Origin of the sequence: Hymenobacter sp. DG01, from assembly GCF_006352025.1 — a bacterium.
Classification (GTDB): Bacteria; Bacteroidota; Bacteroidia; order Cytophagales; family Hymenobacteraceae; genus Hymenobacter.
Map to the genome: position 1 here is coordinate 2,864,704 of NZ_CP040936.1, position 23,400 is coordinate 2,888,103.

Annotated in this window: 19 protein-coding genes and 1 other RNA gene; 13 read left to right on the forward strand and 7 right to left on the reverse strand. The window is 60.0% G+C overall.

Going from position 1 to position 23,400, the window contains the following annotated elements:
• Positions 1-106: 106 nt before the first annotated feature.
• The 3 genes from FGZ14_RS12070 to FGZ14_RS12080 all read left to right on the forward strand — a co-directional run bounded on the left by FGZ14_RS12070 (position 107) and on the right by FGZ14_RS12080 (position 2,433).
• The gene (locus FGZ14_RS12070) at positions 107-1,150 is read left to right on the forward strand and encodes a UDP-glucose--hexose-1-phosphate uridylyltransferase (RefSeq protein WP_139924509.1); all 1,044 of its coding nucleotides are present in this window, start codon (positions 107-109) and stop codon (positions 1,148-1,150) included.
• A gap of 102 nt (positions 1,151-1,252) precedes the next feature.
• Positions 1,253-1,555: a transposase gene (locus tag FGZ14_RS12075; RefSeq protein WP_139924510.1), complete on the forward strand. Its 303-nt coding sequence runs from the start codon at positions 1,253-1,255 to the stop codon at positions 1,553-1,555.
• Positions 1,552-2,433, forward strand: coding sequence for an IS3 family transposase (locus tag FGZ14_RS12080; protein WP_139924511.1), 882 nt, complete (start codon positions 1,552-1,554; stop codon positions 2,431-2,433). Before FGZ14_RS12075 ends, FGZ14_RS12080 begins: the two co-directional genes overlap by 4 nt.
• A 138-nt stretch (positions 2,434-2,571) precedes the next feature.
• Here FGZ14_RS12080 and FGZ14_RS12085 read toward each other — a convergent pair whose 3' ends face one another.
• On the reverse strand, positions 2,572-3,666 hold the full coding sequence (locus FGZ14_RS12085; RefSeq protein ID WP_139924512.1) for a 1,4-beta-xylanase: 1,095 nt from the start codon (positions 3,664-3,666) through the stop codon (positions 2,572-2,574).
• A gap of 237 nt (positions 3,667-3,903) precedes the next feature.
• Between FGZ14_RS12085 and FGZ14_RS12090 the strand changes: the two genes are divergently transcribed.
• Both FGZ14_RS12090 and FGZ14_RS12095 read left to right on the forward strand, forming a co-directional pair.
• Complete coding sequence (locus tag FGZ14_RS12090) at positions 3,904-4,974, forward strand: glycoside hydrolase family 43 protein (RefSeq protein ID WP_139924513.1); 1,071 nt, start codon at positions 3,904-3,906, stop codon at positions 4,972-4,974.
• 162 nt (positions 4,975-5,136) lie between these two features.
• Complete coding sequence (locus FGZ14_RS12095; protein ID WP_139924514.1) at positions 5,137-6,159, forward strand: LacI family DNA-binding transcriptional regulator; 1,023 nt, start codon at positions 5,137-5,139, stop codon at positions 6,157-6,159.
• A gap of 114 nt (positions 6,160-6,273) precedes the next feature.
• On the opposite strand, the gene ssrA is transcribed toward FGZ14_RS12095, so the two are convergent.
• Together ssrA and FGZ14_RS12105 are read right to left on the reverse strand one after the other, a co-directional pair.
• Positions 6,274-6,644, reverse strand: a transfer-messenger RNA (tmRNA) gene (gene ssrA, locus FGZ14_RS12100).
• A 217-nt stretch (positions 6,645-6,861) separates the two neighbouring features.
• Positions 6,862-9,036: a prolyl oligopeptidase family serine peptidase gene (locus FGZ14_RS12105; RefSeq protein WP_139924515.1), complete on the reverse strand. Its 2,175-nt coding sequence runs from the start codon at positions 9,034-9,036 to the stop codon at positions 6,862-6,864.
• A gap of 188 nt (positions 9,037-9,224) precedes the next feature.
• Here FGZ14_RS12105 and FGZ14_RS12110 point away from each other — a divergent pair, with 188 nt between their 5' ends.
• The 5 genes from FGZ14_RS12110 (at position 9,225) to FGZ14_RS12130 (ending at position 17,570) form a co-directional block, all read left to right on the forward strand.
• Positions 9,225-9,983 (forward strand): LuxR C-terminal-related transcriptional regulator, encoded by a 759-nt coding sequence (locus FGZ14_RS12110; RefSeq protein ID WP_139924516.1) that lies wholly within the window; start codon positions 9,225-9,227, stop codon positions 9,981-9,983.
• A 59-nt stretch (positions 9,984-10,042) separates the two neighbouring features.
• Positions 10,043-12,199, forward strand: a complete 2,157-nt coding sequence (gene dnaX / locus FGZ14_RS12115; protein ID WP_139924517.1) for a DNA polymerase III subunit gamma/tau — start codon at positions 10,043-10,045, stop codon at positions 12,197-12,199.
• A 280-nt stretch (positions 12,200-12,479) separates the two neighbouring features.
• Positions 12,480-15,518: a pitrilysin family protein gene (locus FGZ14_RS12120; protein ID WP_257883218.1), complete on the forward strand. Its 3,039-nt coding sequence runs from the start codon at positions 12,480-12,482 to the stop codon at positions 15,516-15,518.
• Positions 15,519-15,687: 169 nt separating this feature from the next.
• On the forward strand, positions 15,688-16,950 hold the full coding sequence (icd, locus tag FGZ14_RS12125; protein ID WP_139924518.1) for an NADP-dependent isocitrate dehydrogenase: 1,263 nt from the start codon (positions 15,688-15,690) through the stop codon (positions 16,948-16,950).
• Positions 16,951-17,093: 143 nt separating this feature from the next.
• A complete protein-coding gene (locus FGZ14_RS12130) occupies positions 17,094-17,570 on the forward strand; it encodes a hypothetical protein (protein WP_139924519.1) in 477 nt (158 codons plus the stop codon).
• A 294-nt stretch (positions 17,571-17,864) separates the two neighbouring features.
• Here FGZ14_RS12130 and msrB read toward each other — a convergent pair whose 3' ends face one another.
• Positions 17,865-18,458 carry a peptide-methionine (R)-S-oxide reductase MsrB gene (msrB, locus tag FGZ14_RS12135; protein ID WP_139924520.1) on the reverse strand — a complete coding sequence of 198 codons (594 nt, stop codon included), beginning with the start codon at positions 18,456-18,458 and terminating at the stop codon, positions 17,865-17,867.
• A 146-nt stretch (positions 18,459-18,604) separates the two neighbouring features.
• Between msrB and FGZ14_RS12140 the strand changes: the two genes are divergently transcribed.
• Positions 18,605-18,943, forward strand: coding sequence for a hypothetical protein (locus FGZ14_RS12140; RefSeq protein ID WP_139924521.1), 339 nt, complete (start codon positions 18,605-18,607; stop codon positions 18,941-18,943).
• A 163-nt stretch (positions 18,944-19,106) separates the two neighbouring features.
• Here FGZ14_RS12140 and FGZ14_RS12145 read toward each other — a convergent pair whose 3' ends face one another.
• Entirely contained in the window at positions 19,107-20,600 is a 1,494-nt protein-coding gene (locus FGZ14_RS12145) for a serine hydrolase (RefSeq protein WP_139924522.1), read from the reverse strand.
• A gap of 254 nt (positions 20,601-20,854) precedes the next feature.
• Between FGZ14_RS12145 and FGZ14_RS12150 the strand changes: the two genes are divergently transcribed.
• Both FGZ14_RS12150 and FGZ14_RS12155 read left to right on the forward strand, forming a co-directional pair.
• On the forward strand, positions 20,855-21,154 hold the full coding sequence (locus tag FGZ14_RS12150) for a DUF3817 domain-containing protein (protein ID WP_139924523.1): 300 nt from the start codon (positions 20,855-20,857) through the stop codon (positions 21,152-21,154).
• Positions 21,155-21,313: 159 nt separating this feature from the next.
• Positions 21,314-21,658 (forward strand): hypothetical protein, encoded by a 345-nt coding sequence (locus FGZ14_RS12155; protein WP_139924524.1) that lies wholly within the window; start codon positions 21,314-21,316, stop codon positions 21,656-21,658.
• A gap of 74 nt (positions 21,659-21,732) precedes the next feature.
• Here FGZ14_RS12155 and FGZ14_RS12160 read toward each other — a convergent pair whose 3' ends face one another.
• Both FGZ14_RS12160 and FGZ14_RS12165 read right to left on the reverse strand, forming a co-directional pair.
• A complete protein-coding gene (locus tag FGZ14_RS12160; protein WP_139924525.1) occupies positions 21,733-22,596 on the reverse strand; it encodes an SDR family oxidoreductase in 864 nt (287 codons plus the stop codon).
• Positions 22,597-22,728: 132 nt separating this feature from the next.
• Positions 22,729-23,259 (reverse strand): DinB family protein, encoded by a 531-nt coding sequence (locus tag FGZ14_RS12165; RefSeq protein WP_139924526.1) that lies wholly within the window; start codon positions 23,257-23,259, stop codon positions 22,729-22,731.
• Positions 23,260-23,400: the final 141 nt, after the last annotated feature.

Genomic DNA, 23,400 nt, shown 5'->3' on the forward strand with positions numbered 1-23,400 from the left:
TCTGACCTGCTTTGGCTAAAAACCGTTAGAGGGGGTAGGGGTCCCGCCTGGGGCGGGACCCCTACCCCATTTCGGCTTCCTGGTTTCTCACTTCTTACCTTCTCGCATGGCATCCTTCGACCTTGCCCAGCAACCTCACCGTCGTTTCAACCCGCTTACCGGCGAGTGGCTGCTCGTGTCGCCGCACCGGGCGCTGCGCCCCTGGCAGGGCCAGCAGGAAGCCCCCGACCGGAGCCAGCGCCCCGCCTACGACCCTACCTGCTACCTCTGCCCCGGCAACACCCGCGCCAACGGCGCCGTGAATCCCGCCTACGAAGGCACCTTTGTGTTTGATAACGACTTTGCCGCCCTCACGCCCGATGCTCCTACCGGCTCGGTGGAGGTAGGCGGGTTGCTGCGGGCCGAGGCTGAATCGGGCGTGGGCCGGGTTATCTGCTTTTCGCCCCGCCACGACCTGACCTTGCCCGAAATGGACGTTGCCGCCATCAGGGGGGTAGTGGATGTATGGGCCGCGGAGTTTGAGGCCCTTGGTAGCCGGCCCGATATCAACTACGTGCAGATTTTCGAGAACAAGGGTCAGGTAATGGGCTGCTCCAATCCCCACCCCCACGGTCAGATCTGGGCCCAGCGCACCGTGCCCGGCGACCCGGCCAAGGAAACCGTGCAGCAGCAGGCTTACTACCAGCAGCACGGCCGCACCCTGCTCACCGACTACCTCGAAATTGAGTTGAAAGAGCAGCAACGGGTAGTGCTGGAAAACGAGCACTTTGTGGTGCTGGTCCCCTTCTGGGCAGCCTGGCCCTTCGAGACGCTGGTGGTGCCGCGCCGCGCCGTACAGGATGTAACCCAGCTCAGCAGTGAGGAGCGCGACGCCTTCGCCGATGCTATCCGCCGCCTCACTATCCGTTACGACAACCTGTTCCAGACTTCCTTCCCCTACTCCGCCGGCCTGCACCAGCGCCCCACCGATGGGCAGGAGTACCCGGAGTGGCACCTGCACATGCACTTCTACCCCCCTCTGCTCCGCTCAGCCACGGTGCGCAAGTTCATGGTGGGCTACGAGCTGCTGGCTAACCCCCAGCGCGACATCACCCCGGAATACGCCGCCCAACGCCTGAGGGAGCTTTCGGAAGTGCATTATAAGGGGTAAGGGATTGATGGATGAGGGATTGATGGATTAATGGATTAACGGATAAGGGATTGAGGTGGTCTAAGCAAGGTGGACAGAAGAAGGACGTATCTTTCTTCTGTTATGGCAGCAAAACCCAGCGGGGCGTCGCCCGACAAACGGCGTAAATACGACGAGGCGTTTAAGGCCGAGGCGCTGCGTCTGGCCAGCGAAAGCCGCAGCACGCAGGCGGCGGCGCGGCAGCTGGGCATCAGTCCCAAACTGCTCTACCGCTGGCAGCAGGCGCAGCTCGTGGCCGAAGTGGGCAGTGAGGAAGTGGCCCGTGACCCGGAGGTCCGCGCCCTGCGCGCCCGGCTGAAGCGGGCGGAGCAGGAGCTCGACATTTTAAAAAAAGCCTTGGTCATCTTCGGCCAGCCGACCCGGTGAGCACCTACGAGCACATCGCCCAGCGTGCCGCCCACGTGCCCGTGCGCCAGCTCTGCCAGGTGCTGCACGTGGCCCCGGCCGCCTATTACGCCTGGCAGCGCCGCCGGCAGCAGCCAGTGGTCGAGCCGGCCTGGCAAGTGGCCGTGCGTGAAGCGTTTGCCTACCACAGCCAGCGCTACGGCACGCGTCGGCTGCGCGCCGAAGTGCAGGCCCAGGGCCATGCCGTCGGCCGCTGGCGCATCCGCCGCGTGCTCCACGCCCACGGCCTGCGGGCCCAGCAGCCGCGCTCGTTCGTGCCGCGCACCACCGACTCGGACCCGGCCGTGCGGGCCGCACCCAACCGCTTGCTCGGCCAGCCAGCCCCCACGGCCCCGAATCGGGTCTGGGTGGGCGACATCACGTATTTGCCCCGCCAGGGCGGGGGCTGGCTCTACCTGGCCGTGTGGCTCGACCGCTGCTCGCGCAAAATCGTCGGCTGGGACGTGCGCGACACCATGCCCGAAGACCTGGTCAGCGAAGCCCTGCGCCGGGCCCTGGTGGTGCGCCGCCCCCCGGCCGGGCTTATCGTGCACTCGGACCAGGGCAGCCAGTACACAGCCACCCGCTTCAAAAGCCTGGTCGCCAAACACGGCGCCCAGCAAAGCATGAGCCGGCGGGGCAACTGCTACGATAACGCCCACGCCGAATCGTTTTGGAGCCGCTTCAAGGCCGAACTGCTCGACGGCGGCAGCTTCCCCGGTCTGGCCGAAGCCAAGCTCGAAATCAGCCACCACATCGCCTATTACAATGCCGAACGACGACATTCCGCCCTCGGCTACCTCTCGCCCAACCACTTCGAAACCTATCTTCAAACAACGTCCCAATTGTGTCCGGCTTAGCTAGACCACCTCAGGATTGATGGATAAAGGACAACGTGGTGGCGGAGGCAGAGCTGCTTTATCCTACATCCTTGTCCTTTATCCATTAATCCATCATCCATCAATCCCTCATCCATTAATCCCTTATCCAACTACCTCCTACTTGCTGTTCAGCTTTTTAATCAGGTCGGCTTCATCCTGGTGGTAGGGCGTACCGTCGCGGCGGAACACTTCGTGAAACCATTCGGTTGGCTCGCCGCCGTCGGCAATGGGTACGTCCCACTGGTACTTGGTGTTGGTTTTGCCATCCACGAGACCCCAGTTGATGGCGCCCACATTGTACTTTTTGAGCAGGGGCAGAATATTCACGAAGCGTGAGTTGCGGGGGCGGGCCATATACTCGGTGCAGATGAGTGGACGGCCGTGGGTCGTGAGCAACTCAATAATGCGCTGGTGAAGCGGTGCCTCGTCGTAGCAGTGGTAGGTAATGACGTCGGAGTGAAGGGCCTGGTAGCGGTTCAGGGCTTCGAAGTCCCAGTTCCAGAGGCCTATGCTTAGCGGCTGCTCGGGATTTACCTCGCGGGCCCAGCTGAACACGTTGCGCACCAGCGGCAACGACGACGTGAGCTTGCCGCTGTTGCCGGGCTCGTTGTATAGGTCCCAGAGCAGGATGCGCTTATCGTGAGCGAAGTGACGCAGCACGTCCTGCACGTAAGGCTTGAGCTTCACGAAGGCCACCGAGTCGCGGGAGGTGGGCTCGCCGGGGTCCTGGAGCCAGCCCGAGTTGTGAATACCGGGCTTGGGGGCAGGCTGTAGCCCAATTTTGGCTTCTTTGTTCCAGCAGTCATCGAAAAACACCAGAATCGTCTGGATATGGTGCTTGTCGGCCAGGCCCAGGTAGGTGTTCACGCGCTGCTTAAAGCCCTGCGGATCTTGCTGCCAGGCCAGAGAGTGCAGGAACACGCGCATGGTATTGAACCCAATGCTTTCGGCCCAGCCTAGCTCCCGGTCGATGGTGGTGGGGTCGAAGGTGTCGGCCTGCCACATTTCCAGCTGGTTGATGGCCGTGCTGGGCGTAAAGTTGGCTCCCGTCATCCAGCGGTGCTCCTTATACCACGCGTTGGCTTTCTCAGCCGACCAGCGCCGGTCCTGCGCTACGGCTAAGGCGGCGGGGCCTTTTGTCTTGATCTTGGTTTTTTGGGCAAACGAGCCGGTAGAAACCAGCAGCAGCAAGAAGAAAAGCAGTTTTTCCATAGAAGCAGGCAAGGTGGGAATGGAAGGCGGAATGTGTTAAGTCGTCAAGATATGCAAACGATTGCATAATTATCTGCATATTGAATTGTGTTGTAGCTTTTCCATGAGCTTACCTCAGCGTGCCCAGCCTTCAAAGCGGCGTCCATCATCCCAGCTCTGTTAAGCCAGCTTCACCTCGCTACCTGCTTTCATTTCCTTTCACCTCTTCCGCTTACCGCCTACCCCAACCGTTTGCTTATGCCCTGCCGCCGTCACTTTTTACAGCAGGCTACTGCCGGCCTGGCTTCTTTGGCCCTGCTAAACCAAGCCACTGCCCGTGCCGCCCGCACCTACACCAACCCCGTGTATGCCGGCCAGTTTCCCGACCCCTTTGTGCTACGCCACCAGGGCCGCTACTACGCCTTCGGCACCACGGGCACCGGCCGCACGTCTGATGGCCGCATCTTCACCCTGCTGACTTCCACGAACCTTGTGGACTGGAAGCCGGCCGGCGGGGCCCTTACGCCCCCTGCCGGGGCTGAGGGCGCCGACTTCTGGGCTCCGGAAGTCATTTATCATAAGGGCACCTTCTATATGTATTACTCCATGGGCGGCGGAGCCATTGGCGCTACGGTGGGCCACCGCCTGCATGTGGCTACCAGCAAAACGCCTCAGGGCCCCTACCAGCAAGTAGCCTTACTGGATGTACCCGACAGCAAGTTCACCATCGATGCCCACCCCTTTCAGGATACCGACGGGCAGTGGTACCTGTTCTACGCCCGCGACTTCATTGACTCCGCGGATGGCTACCGCCCCGGCACGGGCCTGGTAGTGGACCGCCTGCTGGACATGACCCGCCTGGCCGGGGAGAGCCGCACCGTAATGCGCGCCCGCCACGACTGGACCGTGTTCGAGAAAAACCGCACCATGCCGCTCTACGGGGGCCAGACCTTTCCGGAGTGGCACACTCTGGAGGGCCCGTTTATGCGCAAGCAGGGCAACAAATACTATTGCTTTTACAGTGGCGCCAACTTCCTGACTTCCCGCTACGGAGTAGATTATTGCGTGGCCGACTCTATTATGGGCCCCTACTCCGATGCCGGGGCCGAGGGCGGCGCCCGGGTGCTGCATGCCGTGGAGGGCCACGTCCGCGGCCCGGGACACCACTCCCACGTTTTCGGGCCCGATGGCAAAACCGAATACCTGGTGTACCACGCCTGGAACGCGCAGATGACGGAGCGCCAGCTCTGCATTGATAAGCTGCTCTGGACTCCGCAGGGGCCGCGCTGCCAGGGACCAACCTACACCCCCCAGCCCTTACCCCGCTAACCGCCCCCAACCCATCGAGGTTCTTGCTACGGTTCTGCTTCCGGCAGTGGCTGTAATCTGGCAACGAAATACCTGAATGTGCTATGTTTGAGTAGTTTTTGCGCAATTCGTTGCGCAAAAACTACTCTGTTTTTCCTTGTTCATTTCAACCGCCCTACCCCCTTGGCCCGCGCAAAAGCTTCCATTTCAGATCTGGCAAAACAGCTGGGCATATCGGTTTCCACGGTTTCGCGGGCCCTAAGCAACCACCCGAGCATCAGCGACGCCACCAAGAAAAAGGTCTGGAAGCTGGCCAAGGAGTTGCACTACCAACCCAACCACCTGGCGGCCGGTTTGCGCAAAGGCCGCAGCAACCTGCTGGGCGTAATCGTGCCCCACATTGATGGGCACTTTTTCACGCTGGTAGTCAAAGGCATTGAAACGGTTGCCACTAAGGCGGGCTTCAACGTGCTCATCTGCCAGTCGAATGAGGACGTAGCGCACGAGCGTAAAAACATCGAAACCCTGCTCAGCGCCCAGGTAGAAGGCATTCTGGTGTCATTGGCCCGCACCACCCGCGACTTCCGGCACTTCGAGAAGGTAGAGAAGCAAGGCATTCCGCTGGTGTTCTTCGACCGGGTGCTGGATGGGCTGAACGTGAGTGCCGTGGTGCTCGACGACCGGGAGGGGGGCTACCAGTCCACCAAGCACCTCATTGCCCAGGGCTGCCGCCGCATTGCACACTTTGGGGGGCCGCTGCACCTGAACATCTACAAAAACCGCCGTCTGGGCTACCTCGACGCTCTGCACGAACACGGCCTGCCCGTAGAGGAAGAGCTGATTTTTCACTGCGACATGACCGTGGAAGATGGCGTGCGGGGCATGCAGCAGTTCCTGGCCCTGCCTCACCCCCCGGATGCTGTGTTTTCGGCCAGCGACTTTTCGGTGGTAGGGGCCCTGCAGGAGTTGAAGCGCCAGAAGCTGCGCGTACCCCAGGATGTAGCCCTGGCCGGCTTCAGCAACGAAACCTTCACCTCCCTCACCGAGCCCATGCTTACCTCCGTGGACCAGCACTGCGAGCAGATGGGGCAGTCGGCAGTGCGCCTGTTTCTGGAAATGCGCGAGGAGCGTGACCAGAACTTCGCGCCCCGCCGCATTGTGCTCCCACCGGATCTGCTGGTCCGTGATTCGTCGGTGCGGGGCTGAGTGGCTCCGGGCGCCGCGCTGTTGGCCGGCACAGCCGCCAAGTAGCCCCGAATGAGGGAATAAGACTGGCAGCAAAAAACAAAAAAGCCCTTCCTGTTGCCAGGAAGGGCTTTTCAGTGGAGCTGCAGGGATTCGAACCCTGGTCCAGACAAGGAAGCCGTCGAGCTTTCTACGTGTGTATCTATGCTTGAATTTTCGAGACATTCCAGGCGCACATCAGGCCCTTGGTTTGTCCTTATCTGCTGTGGTTTCGCCTTGGAGTCGCAGCGCCCCCAAGACTATCCTAATACTTACGACGCCCCGAACTCACCCGTGAAAAGGAAGACGGATGCGGGACGATGGCAATTACCTAATACCTAGATTAGGCAGCCATGGCGTAGCTATACTCGCCGGTTGTTGTTTGGACGACTTTTTAACGGGAGATTCATCCAACTCCCGACACGCTTACTCGCGACCTGCACAAGCTGTCAATTCCGGTCAGCCCCAATTTTAAAAGAACGAGCCCGCCACAAGTAGCGGGGTGCGAATGTACGCACATCAGCCAGAAAACGTTGCTGCAGGGCAAAATTGTTCCCGCCAAGCCTTGCTTTCCAGTGATAAGCAAGCGGTTCAAACGGCCTAAAACGGCACGAAGCAACAACACGAAAAAACGGTCATGTCTCGGCAAGCTCGACATGACCGTTTTGAGGTGCTACCTGTCGGCTACTTCACGGCTATTTTATTGGGCTGGAAGCCGGAGTGACCGGTTTGCCAGAGGCCGAAAGCCAGCAAATCAGCCATGGTTTCAAACTGCTTCTGCTTCGAGTCACCGATGCCGTGGCCGGCTTCGTAGTCGGTGAAGAGCAGGACAGGTTTGCCGGAGCTGGTGCTGGCTTGCAGACGGGCGGCAAACTTCGCGGGCTGCCAGGCAATGACGCGCGGGTCGTTCATGCCGGCCGTTACGAGGGTAGCGGGGTACTTGGTGCCAGGCACGAGGTGGTGGTAGGCATCCATTTCCAGAAGGGCCTTGCATTCGTCTTCCTTCTGCACGGTGCCAAACTCCGGCACGTTGGCGGGGCCGTTGGGCGAGTTTTCCATGCGCACGGCGTTCAGGCAGCCGACTTCCGGAATAGCAGCGGCAAACAAATCGGGTCGCTCCGTCATGGCCCTTCCAATGAGGATGCCGCCGGCACTCCCCCCATTGATGGCAATTTTGCCCAGACCGGTGTACTGCTGCTTCACCAGGTAGTCGGCGCAGGCAATGAGGTCCTTCCAGGTGTTGGGCTTGGTGGTTTTATGGCCGGCTTTGTGCCACTCTTCGCCCAACTCGCCCCCACCCCGCACGTGGGGCACGGCCAGCACGCCGCCTTGCTGGGTCCAGAGGAGGTAGGGCGGGTAAAAGAATGGGCCCGTGGACTTGGAGTAGGCACCATAGCCCACCATCAGGGCCGGGGCCGAGCCGTTGCGGGGCATTCCTTTCCGGTAAATCAACGACAAGGGTACCTGCACCCCATCGTGCGAGGGCACCATTACTTCCTCCACTGTGAGGTCGGCAAACTCCGGGTACTGTGCCTCCGACGACAAGGGCTCAGGGGTGAACTGCCGGGCAGCCGCCGAGTAGCGGTAGCGCGTGCGGTCGGTTATCCAGCCCACGGCATTGATCCACAGGTCCGGGGACTGCGCGTTTTTGTTCTGCAGACTAAGCGTACCCACCGGCTGCGGCAGCTTGATTTCCTGCACCGTTTTGCTACCCCTAGCCACGAAGTAAAGTTTAGCCTCTACGCCGTTGCGGGTGCGCACAAAGTACAGCCCGTCTTTGGTGGTCTTGAGCTCGTTGTCGTTGATGGCCTCGTTGGGGCTTTCGGGAACCAGCACCTCGGCCGTAGCCACGTTGGGGCGGGCGGCGGGCATGCGCATGATTTTCTCGCGCGGCGTATTCTTGGAGGTCGTGAAGTAGATGTACTGCTCGTCCGTCACGAAGTTGGTTACTTCCTGCTCGGGCTTGAAAAGGGGCTGCCAGGGAATGTTGGGCTTGGTCAGGGCCACGGCCGGCGCATAGTACACGTAGAGGTAGCGGTCCACGGTGTAGAGCAGACCGTAGGCCAGTTTCGTGTCCCTGTCGATGCCGGCGTAGGGATATTCGGCGGGCTTAATCTGCAGTTTAGGGTAGAGCCGGGCCGAAAAAACAGGCTGGTCTTGGCTTTGGGGCGTGCCCAGGCGGTGCAGATAGGCCTGGGTGTTGAGGCGGGCAGCAGGGTCCTTCTCGTCGGTGCTGTTCAGGGGCGTGTAGGTGAAGCTCTGGTTGTCGGGCAGCCACTGGATACCGCCCCAGGAGCGGTTCAAACGCTCGGGATAAAGCTTCTGCGCCTTCACCTCCAGAATGAGCTCCTGCCCTATCTCACTGCCCTTTTCACTAAGCGAGAAAGACACCTTGTTGCCGTCATAAGCGGGCGCAAACTCGTTGATGGTGTACACCTTGCCCGGCACGAAAGCCTCGGGGTCGAAGAGCAGCTTTTCGGAGCCCTGGTAGCCGTCGCGATAGTAGAGTTTGGGCTGTTCGTCCTGAGGGCGGGCTTTGAGGTAGAAATACCGGTCGTTATCAGCCACGAACACATTGCGGCCTACCACGGAGGCTTTGCGGGCGTCAAACTCCTTCATCTTATCAATCAACCCCTGCCGGCCCGGAATGGCATCCAGCGTCTGGCGGGCGTAGGCGGCCTGGGTTTTCATCCAGGTTTGCACGGCGGGGTCGGTGAGGTTTTCGAGGTTGCGGTAGGGGTCCGTCACCTTCACCCCGAAGTAGGTATCAGTCGCGGGCACTGAGGGGGCCGTAGGCTGGCCCAGCGCGGCCGTTGCCGCCAGCCCAAGCGCCGGCAGGAAGCAGAGAAGTTTAAGCATAAGGTTGTGGGAATAGTAAGTGGAACAAACCAGAGCCAGCCGCGGAGTAGCACCGCTGTTTACGGCCGGGGCCCACCAGATAAGCCCCGATTCCCCAAAGCTAAGCGCTGCTATCTTCCAGAAAATGAGTAATATTACCTATACCCTATTCTTTCTGAAATGTATCTGGCTGCCTTGTCCGCTTTGCCATGCTCCGTCTCCGCACCACCGATTTTTTGCGTCTGAACCGGGCCATTGCGCTCATCTACGCCGAGCTGGAACCCGACACGATTTTCGACCGGCTTTCGGAAGCGGCGGCGCTGGCTATCCGGGCCGAAACGGCGTGCTTCGATGGGCTGGACCCGAGTGGGCGCATCGGGCACCTGGGCGCCTACCCCGAGGCCATGTTTTCGGTGCTGAATTTTCCTGATCTGGCCGCCCACTTGCCGCTGCATCCGCTCTTTCCGGCCATTATAGAGCAAGGCTGGGCCCAGCCCCTGCGCACCTCCGATGTGGTGCCGCTCAGCCGGTTTCTGGCCACGGCCCTGCACGCTGAGTTTTACCGGCCGCTGGCCATTACGCACCAGCTGGTGGTGGGCCTGCACCTAGCGCCTTACGGCCAGGTTACCTGCGCCGTCAACCGCTCCCGCCGCGACTTTACCGCCGCCGATCAGGCCGTACTACAGCTGCTGGTGCCACACTTTCAGGCGGCGGTGCGCCTCAGCCAAACCGTGCGGGAGCTGCGGCAACAGGCGCCGCCGGCCGCCAAACCTGCCCCACGGGAGCTTACCCCGCGCGAAACCGTGATTCTGGGCCACCTCATGCGCGGCCTCCCCGATAAGGAAATCAGCCGGGTGTGCAACATCAGCCCGCGCACCGTGCAAAACCATTTGCAGAATATCTACGCCAAGCTGGAGGTGGATAACCGTACGGCGGCCCTGTGCCGGGCCCTGGGCGTAGCCGGATAACTAGCCGGGTTCTGGCTTCCAAACCCCGGCTTTTCGGGGTATCTTTGTAGCCACGACTTATGGAGAATTTCGTTGTTTCGGCCCGGAAATACCGTCCCGCTACGTTTCGCAGCGTAGTTGGGCAGCAGCACGTTACCACCACCCTGCAGAACGCCATTGCCTCCCAGCATTTGGCGCAGGCGTTCCTGTTCTGCGGACCGCGGGGGGTAGGCAAAACCACCTGCGCCCGCATTCTGGCCAAAACCATCAACTGCGAGTTCGTGGAGGAGCACGTGCGCAAGGGCCGGCCGGTTTCGGAGCTGCTGCAAGCGCAGCCCGACATCGTGCCCGACGCCCTGCAAACGGCCCCGGACCCCGACAACACACCCTTCGAGCTGGAAGCCTGCGGCAAGTGCTCCTCGTGCCGGGCTTTTCAGGAGAATGCCTCGTTCAACGTGCACGAGCTGGATGCGGCCTCAAATAACTCCGTAGAAGACATCCGGAGCCTGGTGGAGCAGGTGCGCTACGCTCCGCAGCAGGGCCGCTTCAAGGTGTACATCATCGACGAGGTGCACATGCTCTCGAATGCGGCCTTCAACGCCTTCCTGAAAACCCTGGAAGAGCCGCCGAGCTACGCCATCTTCATTCTGGCTACCACCGAGCGCCACAAGATTATCCCCACCATCCTCTCGCGCTGCCAGATCTTCGACTTCAACCGAATTCGGGTCGATGACATTCGGGGGCACTTGCGCTACGTGGCTAATCAGGAGCACATCAAGGCCGAGGACGACGCTCTGCACCTGCTGGCCCAGAAGGCTGATGGCGGCCTGCGCGACGCGCTGAGCATGTTCGACCAGATGGTGACCTTCTCGGGCCACGACCTGCGCTACAAGGACGTGGTGCAGAACCTGCACATTCTGGATTACGAGTACTATTTCCGGCTGGTAGATGCCCTGCTGGGCGAAAACCTCTCGCAGACCTTGCTGCTGCTGGAAGAGGTAGTGCAAAACGGCTTCGACCTGCACAACTTTGTGGTGGGCGCCGCCGAGCACCTGCGCGGCCTGCTGGTGTGCAAAGACCCCGTGACGGTGCAGCTGCTGGAAGTATCGGACAACATTCGGGCGCGCTACGTGCAGCAGGCCCAGGCCGCCGCGCTGCCTTTCCTGCTCTCAGCCCTGAACCTGGTAAGCCAGTGCGACCGGGAGTTCAAGCAGGCCAAAAACCAGCGCCTGCACGTAGAGCTGATGCTCATGAAGCTGGCCTACCTCAACAGCGCCGTGCAGTTTGCCCGCGACCTGAGCAGCGGAGCCGCCTCAGCCAGCAATGGCGAGGCGAAAAAAAAAAGTAGTGTAGCCCCTACCCCCGCCGCCCCGGTAAACGGCCAGCTGGTAGCTGATGGCACAGCCGAAGCGCCGGCCGCCTACACAAAAATGGACAGCGGCACGGTGGCCAGTTCGGCTCCACAGCCAGCAGCACCCGCGCCTACCTCTCTCCCACAGCCGAAATCGGCGCCGGCCGACCCGGAGCCGGTAGTGCCGGTGGAAAGCGGCGTGGAGGAGCTGCACGACACGCTTAGTATTGAGGACGAGGCCGCTACCCTGGTACCGCCCACCAGCCTCATCCGCGACACGGTGCCGCACGTGGAAATCGGTACGCCCAGCGTGGCCGGTCATGAGCCGGGCCAAACGCCGGTAACGGCTGCTCCCCTACCCCCTCCCCGCCCCGGAATGCCCACCGGTAAACCCCTCGGGTTGGCAAATAAGCTGCCGGGACTGGGGAGCCTTTCGGCCATGAAGGCCCAGCTGGAGCAGCAGGCTGCGGCCGGCAAAGCTGCCGTGGAGGCCGAGCCCAGTGGCCCCACCACCGGCCTGCCCACTATCAACGATGAAGTGCTGCAGCGGGTGTGGAAAGAGCTGACCGAGGAGCGCAAGGCCACCAGCATGATGCACTACAGCCTGCTCAACCGCCCCGTGCAGGCCAATGAGCAGCACCTGATTGTGTTGCGCGTTGATAACCCGGTGCAGGAGGACCAGTTCAACGAGTTTCGGGCCGAGTTCCTGGGCGAGCTGCGCCGCCGCACGGGCTACCCCCGCCTCAACGTGCAGGCCGAGGTAGTGGAGCGCGTGGAAACCGGCCGCAAGCTCTACACCTCCAATGATAAGCTGGAGTACCTGATGGAGAAGTACCCCATGCTCACGGCCATGAAGCAGAAGCTGGGCCTGGACGCGGATTTCTAAGCCTCACTGCCTACTGCCAGAACACGAATGAACCGTCCTTCCGAGCGGGAGCGAGGAATCTGAGTGGACCATCCAAAGGTTTCACTCAGATTCCTCGCTCCCGCTCGGAATGGCAGGTTTTGGCTGGCGGCATTGCCTGAGCTGGCAGCCCTGCAAATTCTCATACGCAAAATTTCGCACTTCGCGCCGGCCGGGCCTTTGTCAAGCTTTTTATTCCCGGGGGGGCGGCCTATCTTTGGCCCTTATCCTTTCCTGCTCTGCTTTCCGCGTCCGCCTTCTCGTGAAAAAACCCCTGCTGCTCATTATCCCGGCCCTGGCTTCGCTCGGCCTTACCCAGTGCCAGACGAGCAAGCCAACGGCTACTGCTGGGACTTCTTCCTCCACTCCCGTCGCCGCTACCCCGGCTGCGCAGCAGAAAGAGTACAAGTACCAGACCGTAGAAGGCGACCCGCTGAAAGCACGCATCTACACCCTGGACAACGGCCTGACCGTTTACCTCTCCGACTACGACGACGCCCCGCGCATCCAGACTTACCTGGCGGTGCGTGCCGGCTCCAAAAACGACCCCAGCACCGCTACCGGCCTGGCCCACTACCTGGAGCACATGGTGTTCAAGGGCACCTCCCGGCTGGGCACCCAGAACTGGGCTGCCGAGAAAGTGGAGCTGGATAAGATTGAGGCCCTCTACGAGCAGTACCGCGCTCAGCGCAACGACCCCGCCGCCCGCAAGCGTACCTACCACCAGATTGACTCAATTTCCAGCGTAGCGGCCAAGTACGCCGTGGCCAATGAGTACGACAAGGTGATGGGCGCCATCGGGGCCAAGGGCTCCAACGCCTATACCTCCGTGGAGCAGACGGTGTACCAGGAAGACATTCCGAGCAACCAGCTGGAAAAATGGGCCGCCATTCAGGCTGAGCGCATGGGGGAAATGGTGCCGCGCTTGTTTCACACCGAGCTAGAAGCCGTGTACGAGGAAAAGAACCGCGGCCTGGACTCTGACTTCCGCAAGGAGTTTGAGGCCATGAACGCCAGCCTGTTCCAGAAGCACGAGTACGGCACCCAGACCACCATCGGGACCATCGAGCACCTGCAGAACCCCTCCATTACCGAAATCAAGAAGTACTTCGGCCAGTACTACGTGCCCAACAACGTGGCCCTGTGCCTGAGCGGTGACCTGGACTACGACCAGACCATCCGCATCATCGACCAGTATTTCGGCAAGCTGCAAAGCAAGCCGGTACCGGCCTTCACACCGGCCCAGGAGGCGCCTATTACGGCCCCTATCGTGAAGGAAGTGCTGGGCCCCGACGCCGAAAATGTGATGGTTGGGTTCCGCTTTCCCGGCACCGCCACCCGCGACGCGCTGGTGCTGCGCATGATCGACAAGATTCTGAGCAATGGGCAGGCCGGCCTTATCGACCTGGACCTGAACCAGAAGCAGGCCGTGCTGAGCGCCGCTTCATTCACGGACCTCAACAACGATTATTCCACTCACATCCTGTACGCTACTCCCCGCCAAGGCCAGAGCCTGAACCAGGTGCGCGACCTGCTGCTAGGTGAACTGAACAAGGTGAAGAAGGGCGACTTCCCGGAGTGGCTGATTCCGGCCATCATCAACAACGAGCAGCTGCAGCGCACCAAGAGCTACGAGAGCAACGAGGCCCGGGCCGGCGCCTTCGTGGCGGCTTTCGTGGCCCGCGAGGACTGGAAAGACTACCTCAAGCAGTTCGACGACTTCGCGACCATCACCAAAGAGGAAGTAATGCGCGTGGCCCAGCAGTACTACGGCCCCGGCTACGCCCTGGTGTACAAGCGTACCGGCCAGGACCCCAACAAGGTGAAAGTGGTAAAGCCCGCCATTACGCCCGTGCCGGTGAACCGCGAAGCCGCCTCCGACTTCTACAAGCAGGTAACCAGCATGACCTCGCCGGAGCTGCAGCCGGTGTTCCTGGACTATAAGAAAGACATTCAGGAAACGAAGCTGGCCTCGGGCATTCCGGTGTACTACACCCACAACGCCGAGAACAACCTCTTCAACCTGTACTACGTGCTCGATCTGGGCACGAACCACGACCCCAAGCTGGGCCTCGCCACCGATTACCTGCAGTACCTGGGTACCGGTAAGTACAACGCCGCTCAACTCCAGCAGGAGTTCTACAAGCTGGGTTGCTCCTTCTCGGTGCAAAGCGGCCAAGACCGTACTTTCGTTAGCCTCTCCGGCCTCGACAGCAACTTTGAGCAGGCCCTGCAGCTGTTTGAAAGCCTGCTGGCCGCGCCTAAGCCCGATGCGGCGGCCCTCAAGAACATGGTAGCTGGGGTGCTCAAAGCCCGTCAGGATGCCAAGCTGAACAAAGGTGTTATCCTGAATCAGGCCCTTGTGAACTACGCCAAGTACGGCGCCAAGAACCCCTTCACCACGCAGCTGAGCGAGAAAGAGCTGAAGGCCCTGAAGCCCGAGCAACTCACCGCCCTCATCCAGAAGCTCCCGACCTACCAGCACCGCGTGCTTTACTACGGTCCGCGGCCGGTTTCAGAGGATGCTGTAAAAATTTCTCATTACGAGAATGGCACTAGCAAAAGTGAACATATAGTAGGCATTACCAATGTACTAGACCAACTCCACCGCGTTCCGGCCAAGCTCACGCCCGTACCAGCCAACAAGGACTTTGCGGAGCAGCCGCTGACGGACAGCAAGGTGTACTGGGTGGACTACAACATGGTGCAGGCCGAAATCCTGTTCCTGAGCAAAGGGCCCGTGTTTGACAAAGGTTTGCTGCCGACGACCAGCCTCTACAACGAGTATTTCGGGGGTAGCATGGGGAGCATTGTGTTCCAGGAGCTGCGCGAGTCGAAGGCCCTGGCGTACTCGGCTTCCTCGCGGTTTGCCTCGGCCGATAAGGTAGGGCGCAGCTCCTACAACCTCAGCTACATTGGCACCCAGAGCGACAAGCTGCCCGAGGCCATGGCCGGCATGAACACCCTGCTCAACGACATGCCCGTGGCCGAAGCCAATCTGCAGATTGCTAAGCAGAGCATCCGCAACAGCATTGCCACCGAGCGGATCACCAAGTCCGATATTCTGTTCAGCTACGAGCGCGCCAAGCGCCTTGGCCTCGACTACGATGTGCGCCGCGACGTGTACGAGCAGACCTCCAACATGAGCTTCCAGGATCTGCAGAAATTCCAGCAGGCCCGCGTGAAGGGTCAGCCCCAAACCATTCTGGTTATCGGTTCCAAAGACCGCCTCAACTTCAAGGAATTGGCCAAGTACGGCCAGGTCCAGCAACTCACGCTGAAAGAGATTTTCGGCTATTAACCCCGCCTGCCTGTCATGCTGAGCTTGTCGAAGCATCTCTAGCTCTGGCTAACTCCTAACGCTTGCTCAACGAAGCAGTAGAGATGCTTCGACAAGCTCAGCATGACAGGCGAGTGGTTTTTACCCCTCAACCACAACAACACTAAGTACCCAAAGTACCTTTTCAACAATGGCAGAGAAAATCACCATCAAGAACGGCAAGCTGAATGTGCCCGATCAACCCATCATCCCGTTCATCGAAGGCGACGGCACGGGTCCGGACATCTGGGCGGCTTCCGTCCGCGTGTTCGACGCGGCAGTAGAAAAAGCCTACGGCGGCTCGCGCAAGCTGGTGTGGAAAGAAGTAATGGCTGGCGAGAAGTCGTTCAAGCAGACTGGTAACTGGCTGCCCAACGAAACCCTGGATGCTTTCCGCGACTACCTGGTGGGCATCAAAGGCCCCCTGACTACCCCCGTAGGCGGTGGCATCCGTTCCCTGAACGTGGCCCTGCGCCAAGAGCTGGACCTGTACGCCTGCGTACGCCCGGTGCGGTGGTTTGAAGGCGTACCCTCGCCCGTGAAGCAGCCGAACCTAACCGACATGGTTATCTTCCGTGAGAACACCGAGGATATCTACGCCGGCATCGAGTACATGAACGGCACGCCCCAGGCTCAGAAAATGCTGGAATTCCTGCAGGATGAGATGGGTGTGAAGAAAATCCGCTTCCCCGAGTCGTCGTCGTTCGGCATTAAGCCCGTATCGAAAGAAGGCACCGAGCGTCTGGTGCGCGCTGCTATTCAGTACGCCATCGACAACAACAAGCCTTCAGTGACCATTGTGCACAAGGGCAACATCATGAAGTTCACCGAGGGTGCCTTCAAAACCTGGGGTTACGAGCTGGCTGAGCGTGAGTTCGGCGACAAAGTGTACACCTGGGCTCAGTACGACAAGGTAGCCGCCAAGCAAGGCCAGGAAGTAGCCGACGCCCAGCAGAAAGCTGCTCTGGAAAGCGGCAAGATTCTGGTGAAGGACAGCATTGCTGATGCCTTCCTGCAGCAGATCCTGCTCCGCCCCGCCGATTACTCGGTAGTGGCTACCCTGAACCTGAACGGCGACTATATCTCCGACGCTTTGGCCGCCATCGTGGGTGGTATCGGCATTGCGCCCGGTGCCAACATCAACTACGTAACCGGCCACGCCATTTTCGAAGCTACCCACGGCACCGCGCCCAAGTATGCTGGCCTCGATAAGGTGAACCCCGGTTCGGTTATTCTCTCGGGTGCCCTGATGCTGGAGCACCTGGGCTGGCAGGAAGCTGCCGACCTGATCTACAAAGGCCTGGAAGCCGCCATTGCCTCGAAGCGCGTAACCTACGACTTCGAGCGTCTGATGGACGGTGCTACCCTGCTGAAGTGCAGCGAGTTCGGCGACGAGATTATCAGCCGGATGTAGTAGCTTGGCACTAGCCAATTAAATCACGAAACCCCACGTTGGCTGCAAGGCCGGCGCGGGGTTTTATTTTACCAAAAAAATTGTTTTTTACTCTTGATCAATATGTTATTTATTTCAACTCTTCCTTTTCTAAACCTCTCAGCATGTTTTCTTTAACCATTATATTTTATTTGATGGGACTTCAATACATATTTTCTCATCAGGAATATTCTAGCACGAAAATAACCGATTCTAAAAATTGTTTTACTGTTATAAAAATTGATTCCATAACTTCCTACATCCTATCAGATTTATCTAGGTTGCAAAATGGCGGGTATAGGACTTACGATGGCATTTACATTATCTATGCTAAGAAGGGCAACAAAACATATAGAGTGATAACAGATAAGATTAGATATAATTATAGAAAGAACATATATACAGGAAATTGTTATGAATTTAATCTCAAAAGTTATTTTGATCAAGGTTCCAAAGAACCAGTTGATCTCGAGTTAGCTCAAGCCCAAGGAATCACAATAAATAACATTTATATCAAGCGCAGTGTCGATAACTTGAGCGACATTTTTTATGACCAAGATTTAGAAGGATTATATCTCAAAAAAATCAAAGACAAAAATTAACGCTATAGTTTAACCATTCGATATAGCTCCGGCAGAATGAAAAGCCTACCTTATCGGTACGATCCCGCTTCGCACGCTTACCCATAACTTACCAGGTTGAGGGTGTGCTAATCACCCACTTCCTGAAGCCCCGGCAGAGCCACCTGCCGGGGCTTCGTCTTTTCAGACGACGCGTTGGCGGGGTGACAACCGTGCGAATAGGGTAAAAGTAGCAACCTCCGGGGTAGCCCAACAACAAACAGAGCGCCCAAATGGGGCGCTCTGTGAGGTTTAAGCCAGTTATGGGGGTAGGCGCTAGTTGCCTAACACACCGAAGGCGGGGCTTTTGCCGGGCACGAAGTCGAGGGCGATGGAATTCATGCAGTAGCGCTGGCCGGTGGGCGGCGGGCCGTCGTTGAAGATGTGGCCGAGGTGGGCGTCGCAGCGGCCGCAGAGCACTTCGGTGCGCTCCATGCCGAGGGTGTTGTCGGCCTCGTAGCGCACGGCTTTGGTGCGCAGGGGCTCGAAGAAGCTGGGCCAGCCACAGTCGCTGGCAAACTTGGCCATGGAACGGAACAGGGCATTGCCGCAGGCGGCGCAGTAGTAGGTGCCTTTGGCCTCGGCGTTCCAGTATTTGCCGGTGAAGGGCCGCTCGGTGTCTTTGCCCCGAGCCACGCGGTACACATCAGGCGTGAGTACCTTCTGCCACTGGGCATCGGAGAGGCGCAGATGGGTGGTGTCGGTGCGGGAGTAGTAGGGGTTGCGGCCGGTGGCGGGGGTAGCAGGCTTGGCGGCCGTTTTGGCTGCGGCGGCCGGGGCTTTGGCTTTAGAAGGCGTGGTTTGGGCCTGGCCCTCGCAGGAGAAACAGCTGGTAGCCAGCAGCAACAGCCCAGCAATGCGAATCAGCATGAGGCAAGAAGTAAAGTGTATCTGCACATACGTAGTTGCTACCCCTATCGGTTCCTCTGAACCTGAACCGTTGCGGCCGCTGCCCGGACTTAGCACCATTCTTGCGCCCCTGAGCGGATACGTACCTCTGATTCCTCGCTTTATCTATGAAACGCTACTTACTTGCTACCCTCCTGGCGCTAGGCAGCCTGACTGCCGCGCACGCCCAGACCTCCGTGGTTGTCAACCCCGACGGAACCCACTCGATACTGGAGCAAACCGGCGGCTCGGCGGTGCTGATCAACCCTAACGGCACGCACACTGTGGTTCCGAATGTAGATAGCAACCCTACAGTTATCGTCAACCCGGATGGTACCCACTCCGTCCTCCACCGCCTTGGCGGCACCAACTTGCTGGTTACGCCCAGCGGTTCTCATCAAGTCCTCACTACCCCTGATACTACCCACTACCTGCGCTTGCTACGCATCAAGAAACGAAAGCAGTAATACATTGACCCTCCCTTCGTAATAAAAGGCCGTCATGTCGAGCTTGTCGAGACATCTCGCGTGCTGACGTAGGAATTACTACCCCAACCTCAGCACGCGAGATGTCTCGACAAGCTCAACATGACGTTCTTTTTGTTTTATATCCATGCCTCCAACACTCCTGCTAGTTCTGCAGCTTTTTGAGGTAGGCGGCAGCGGCGGTGTTTTTGGGATTGAGGGCCAGGGCGCGCTTGTAGTTTTTGGCGGCTAGCTCCTGGTTGCCCAGGTCGGCGTAGGTTTCGGCGAGGCTGTCGTAGGTGTTGGCGCTCTGGGGGTAAAGGCTGACGTTGAGCTTGAACACCTCCAGGGCCTCCTGGGCCATGTTCTGACGGAGCAGCATGTAGCCCCAGGCGTTTACTTCGTCTTCGGGCAGCTGATAGGCGGCGTTCTTCTTTTTCTCCTGCTTTACCAGCGCCGAGGCCTGTGCAAAACCACGTTTGCGCAGCTCAGTGTGCAGGCCCCGTATGGTGGGCGGCAGCCCGAACCCAGCTACGGCGCGCATATCGGGGAGGTAGTGGCCGGCTATTTCGTCCATGAACACGTCGGGGTTGGCCCCGATGAGGTTGGTTAGGACCACAATGGCCAGGTCATCATCGGGGTAAATGAACAGGGCGGAGCGGCCCCCGCCTACTGGCGCCACCGCGCGGTGCTCTGGGCGCGCCACGGTGGGCCAGCCCAGGGCGTAGCCGTTGAGCATGCGACTGAAACCGCGCTGAGTGCCGTTGTTGAGGTTACCAGGCGTCCAGAGGGTAGGAAGGCTGGCGGGTTTCAGGAGCTGGCCCTGTTGCAGGGCGATAATCCAGCGGGCTACTTCCTCGGCCGTGGAGCTCATGCCGGCCGCCGTGCGCAACATGGGCGGAAACGTTTCGAAGGTGTTGCGGAGCTGATGGCCCCGGCGCATGCGGCCGTTGCTGTTGTGGTAATAGGTGTAGCCCCGCGCCCCATGGGGCAGCACGTCGTGGGCGTCGCCGAAGGTGGTGCGCGGCATCCCGACCACGTTCAGCTGGCGCTCCTGAATAAACTGGATAAACGGCTGCCCGCTGAGCTTGTCAATGATTTTGCCCAGCAGCAGGTAGTTGGTCTGGTTGTAGGCAAACTTCTCGCCCGGCGCGAAATCCATGGGCTGGGTTTGCACCTTGGCCCAGGCGGCGCTTTCGTTTTCCTCGGTCACCATCTCATCGTCAGGCATAATATCGGGCAGGCCGGAGGTGTGAGTGAGCAGCTGCCGGACCGTAACGGGCTGCCAGGCCGCGGGCAGACCATCGAGGTAGCGGGAGACGGGCGCCGAGAGGTCGAGCTTGCCGGCTTCTACCAGCTGCATCACCGCTACCCCCACAAAGGCCTTGGTAATGGAGTTGATGGTAAACCGCGTCTGGCCGGTTACCGGCACCGAGTCCTGCACGTTAGCCAGCCCGTACTGCCCCGTCCGGATGATTTTGCCGTGTCGGATAACGGCCAGCTGCAGCCCGGGAATGCGGAGCTGGCGCATTTTGGCTTGCAGAAACAGGTCGAGGCTGTCGGGAGGGGTAGCGGCCTGCGCCTGCGAGGTAGCATCAAGGCTCAGGAACAGTACCAGCCAGACCAGCGGGGCCCAGGCAGATGTACGGGGCGTTTTCATGGGAGAGGAATTAAGGGAAAGAGACAGTAGCGGTGCGCGGCCGGGTTACGCAGGGACAGATGTAGCGCCATAATATAGGGTTGCCTCTATCTTAAATATTTCCCGGTAAGGCTGGTAATCCAGACCCGTCGGCTGACAAGACAAACCGGTGCCGCTCAGTAGGCGCCTGGCGGGGGTAGCCGACCTTTCGCCCAGAACCGGAGGGTAGGCTGGCGCGGCTGGCGTAACTTGCGGCTTCATTTAGTTGCTGCCGTATGCTTTCTTCTTTGTTGCGCACTTCGTTGGGCCGCCTGCGGGTGGTGGGGTTTCTGGAAGGTATTTCCTTCCTGGTGCTGTTGGGCATTGCCATGCCGCTGAAATACCTGCTGGGGCAGCCCGAGGCGGTGCGCGTGGTGGGCATGGCCCACGGGGTGCTGTTTGTGGCCTACGTACTGCTGGTGCTGCAAGTGAGTCTGGAGCGCAGCTGGTCGTGGCGGAAGGCCCTGCTGGCGCTGGCTGTGTCGCTGGTACCGCTCGGCACGTTCTGGGCCGATAAGAAGCTGTTTCGGGACTAGAGCCGCGCGCGCCGCGCCTGGGCTGCCCTCCGGCGGCGGGGCCCGCGCCGGGTACCACAACTTTTGGGCGTCCGTTAACTATCTCAGTCTGATTCGCGTACACGCTGTACTCCGGGTTACTACCCGGCAGCCTTCCTTTTCCACGTGATTCATCTGTCTATGAAAACCTCCTTGCTCCTAACCGCCCTGCTGGCTACCGGCCTGGCAACGGCCGCCCAAGCTCAAACCGGTACTACCTCCGGTACCCAGGTTCAAACCACCAACGGCCAGACCACCCCGGCCACTACTACTACCACGGAGGCCCCGAAAGGTGTAGTGCAGGGTGCTACCATCGAAACCCAGATCGGGACGGGCAACACCAGCCTGGCAGAGCCCAACCGCGTTTCGCCCACGGTACAGTCGCCGCAGGAGCGCACTATTCTTGATGGCGCCAACCCCAACGCCCGGGCCAACACCTCAAAAGGGACCAAAATGAAATCAACCAAAGTGAAGAGCAAGCCCTAACGGCTGCTTTTTAACTGCAACAAAAGGCCTCCCGGTACACCGGGAGGCCTTTTTGTTATCTGGCTACCAGGCGGCTAGGTATTCAGCACCTCACCGCCGTTGGGATGAATGGCCTGACCGGTAATGTACGAGGCGTCTTCGGAGGCCAGGAACACGTAGGCGGGGGCTACCTCCGAGGGCTGGCCGGGGCGCTTCATGGTGGTGTCCTTGCCGAAAGACGCCACTTTCTCGGCGGGGAAGGTGGCCGGAATCAGGGGCGTCCAGATGGGGCCGGGAGCTACGGAGTTCACCCGGATTTTCTTTTCGGCCAGCTGCTGGGCAATGGAGCGGGTGTAGGCCGTAATGGCGCCTTTGGTGGAGGTGTAATCCACGAGCTGCTCGTTGCCGCGGTAGGCGTTGATGGAGGACGTATTGATGATGGAGTCCCCTTCCTTGAGGTGAGCCAGGGCTGCCCGCGTCACGCGCACGAAGGAGAAGAAGTTCACCTGGAAGGTATCCAGCCACTGCTCATCCTCAATGTCGGCCACGTTCTTGTTCACGAACTGCTCGGCGGCGTTGTTCACCAGAATGTTCAGCTGGCCCAGCTCCTGCACCGTTTGGTCCACGATGGACTGGCAGAATTCCGGCTGGCGCAGGTCGCCGGACAGAGTGAGGCAGCGGCGGCCTTCGGCTTCCACCAGCTGGCGGGTTTCGTAGGCGTCCTGCTCTTCTTCGGGGAGGTAGGTGAAGGCCACGTCGGCGCCCTCGCGGGCGAAGTGCACGGCCACGGCCCGCCCAATGCCGGAGTCGCCGCCGGTAATGAGGGCCACTTTGCCCTGCAGTTTCTCACTACCCTTATAGCCGGGCCGGATGTACTCCGGCTGGGGCGTCATTTCCTGTTCAATACCCGGTTGCTGGTCCTGGGCTTGCGGTGGCAGGGTGGTTGGTTTGTTTTCCATAGCGTTAGTGAAGGTTAGAGCCTTTACCAACGGGCTACGGCGCCCCGGGTTACTGTGGAGCCGGGTCTTTCCCTGGCTTAGCGCGCCTCAGTTCCTACCCCCGCTTTCCAGCCAAAGGCGGCATTGGGTTAGCTACCGAAGGCCCGCCTGTGCTATGCGTGCCGTTACCAGCAGCTGTCCTACGTGCCGGGTGGTATGCTCGGTGGCGTGCACCAGCAGCCCCATCACGGTGCTGGGCAGCCCGGCCCGCCCCACCGACCGAAACTCGGGCAGCGTGGCTTCGGGAGTGGTGCGCAAAGTGGTGAGCATGGCCTCTACCTGGGCAGAGAATTGCCGGAGCAGGTTGGCGACGGTTTCGGGGGTAGCAGGGCCCTCTTTTTCCAAGGCCAGAAACTGGAATTGCGCTTCGCTGAGGGCTTCCTGACGGGCGTAGCTCTGCATCCGGTCGAGGACGCCGGCCAGGTGGCGCAGATGAAACCCAACGGAGGCTACCCCGGCGGTCCTTACCGGCAGCAGCTCATCGGGGAAATCGTGGAGCGCGGCTTCCAGCTCCTCACGGGCCTGGAGCAGGGCCATGGCCAGGGGCTGCATCAGGGGCGAGAATCCGGAGAGAGGGCCGCGCAGCCATACTTCGGGCAGAGAAGAAGCGGGAGGAGTTGTCATGGCAGCATAACCGGCGGGGCGGGCTGGGGTTTGGGGCAGGCGGCGGGGTAGGCGGATTTCTTTTCTTCCTGACCGGAAGCAATTTCCTACCCCCAGCTGGGCCCCAAAGCCTCCGGTTACTTTCAATAGGAAGTGCCTTAT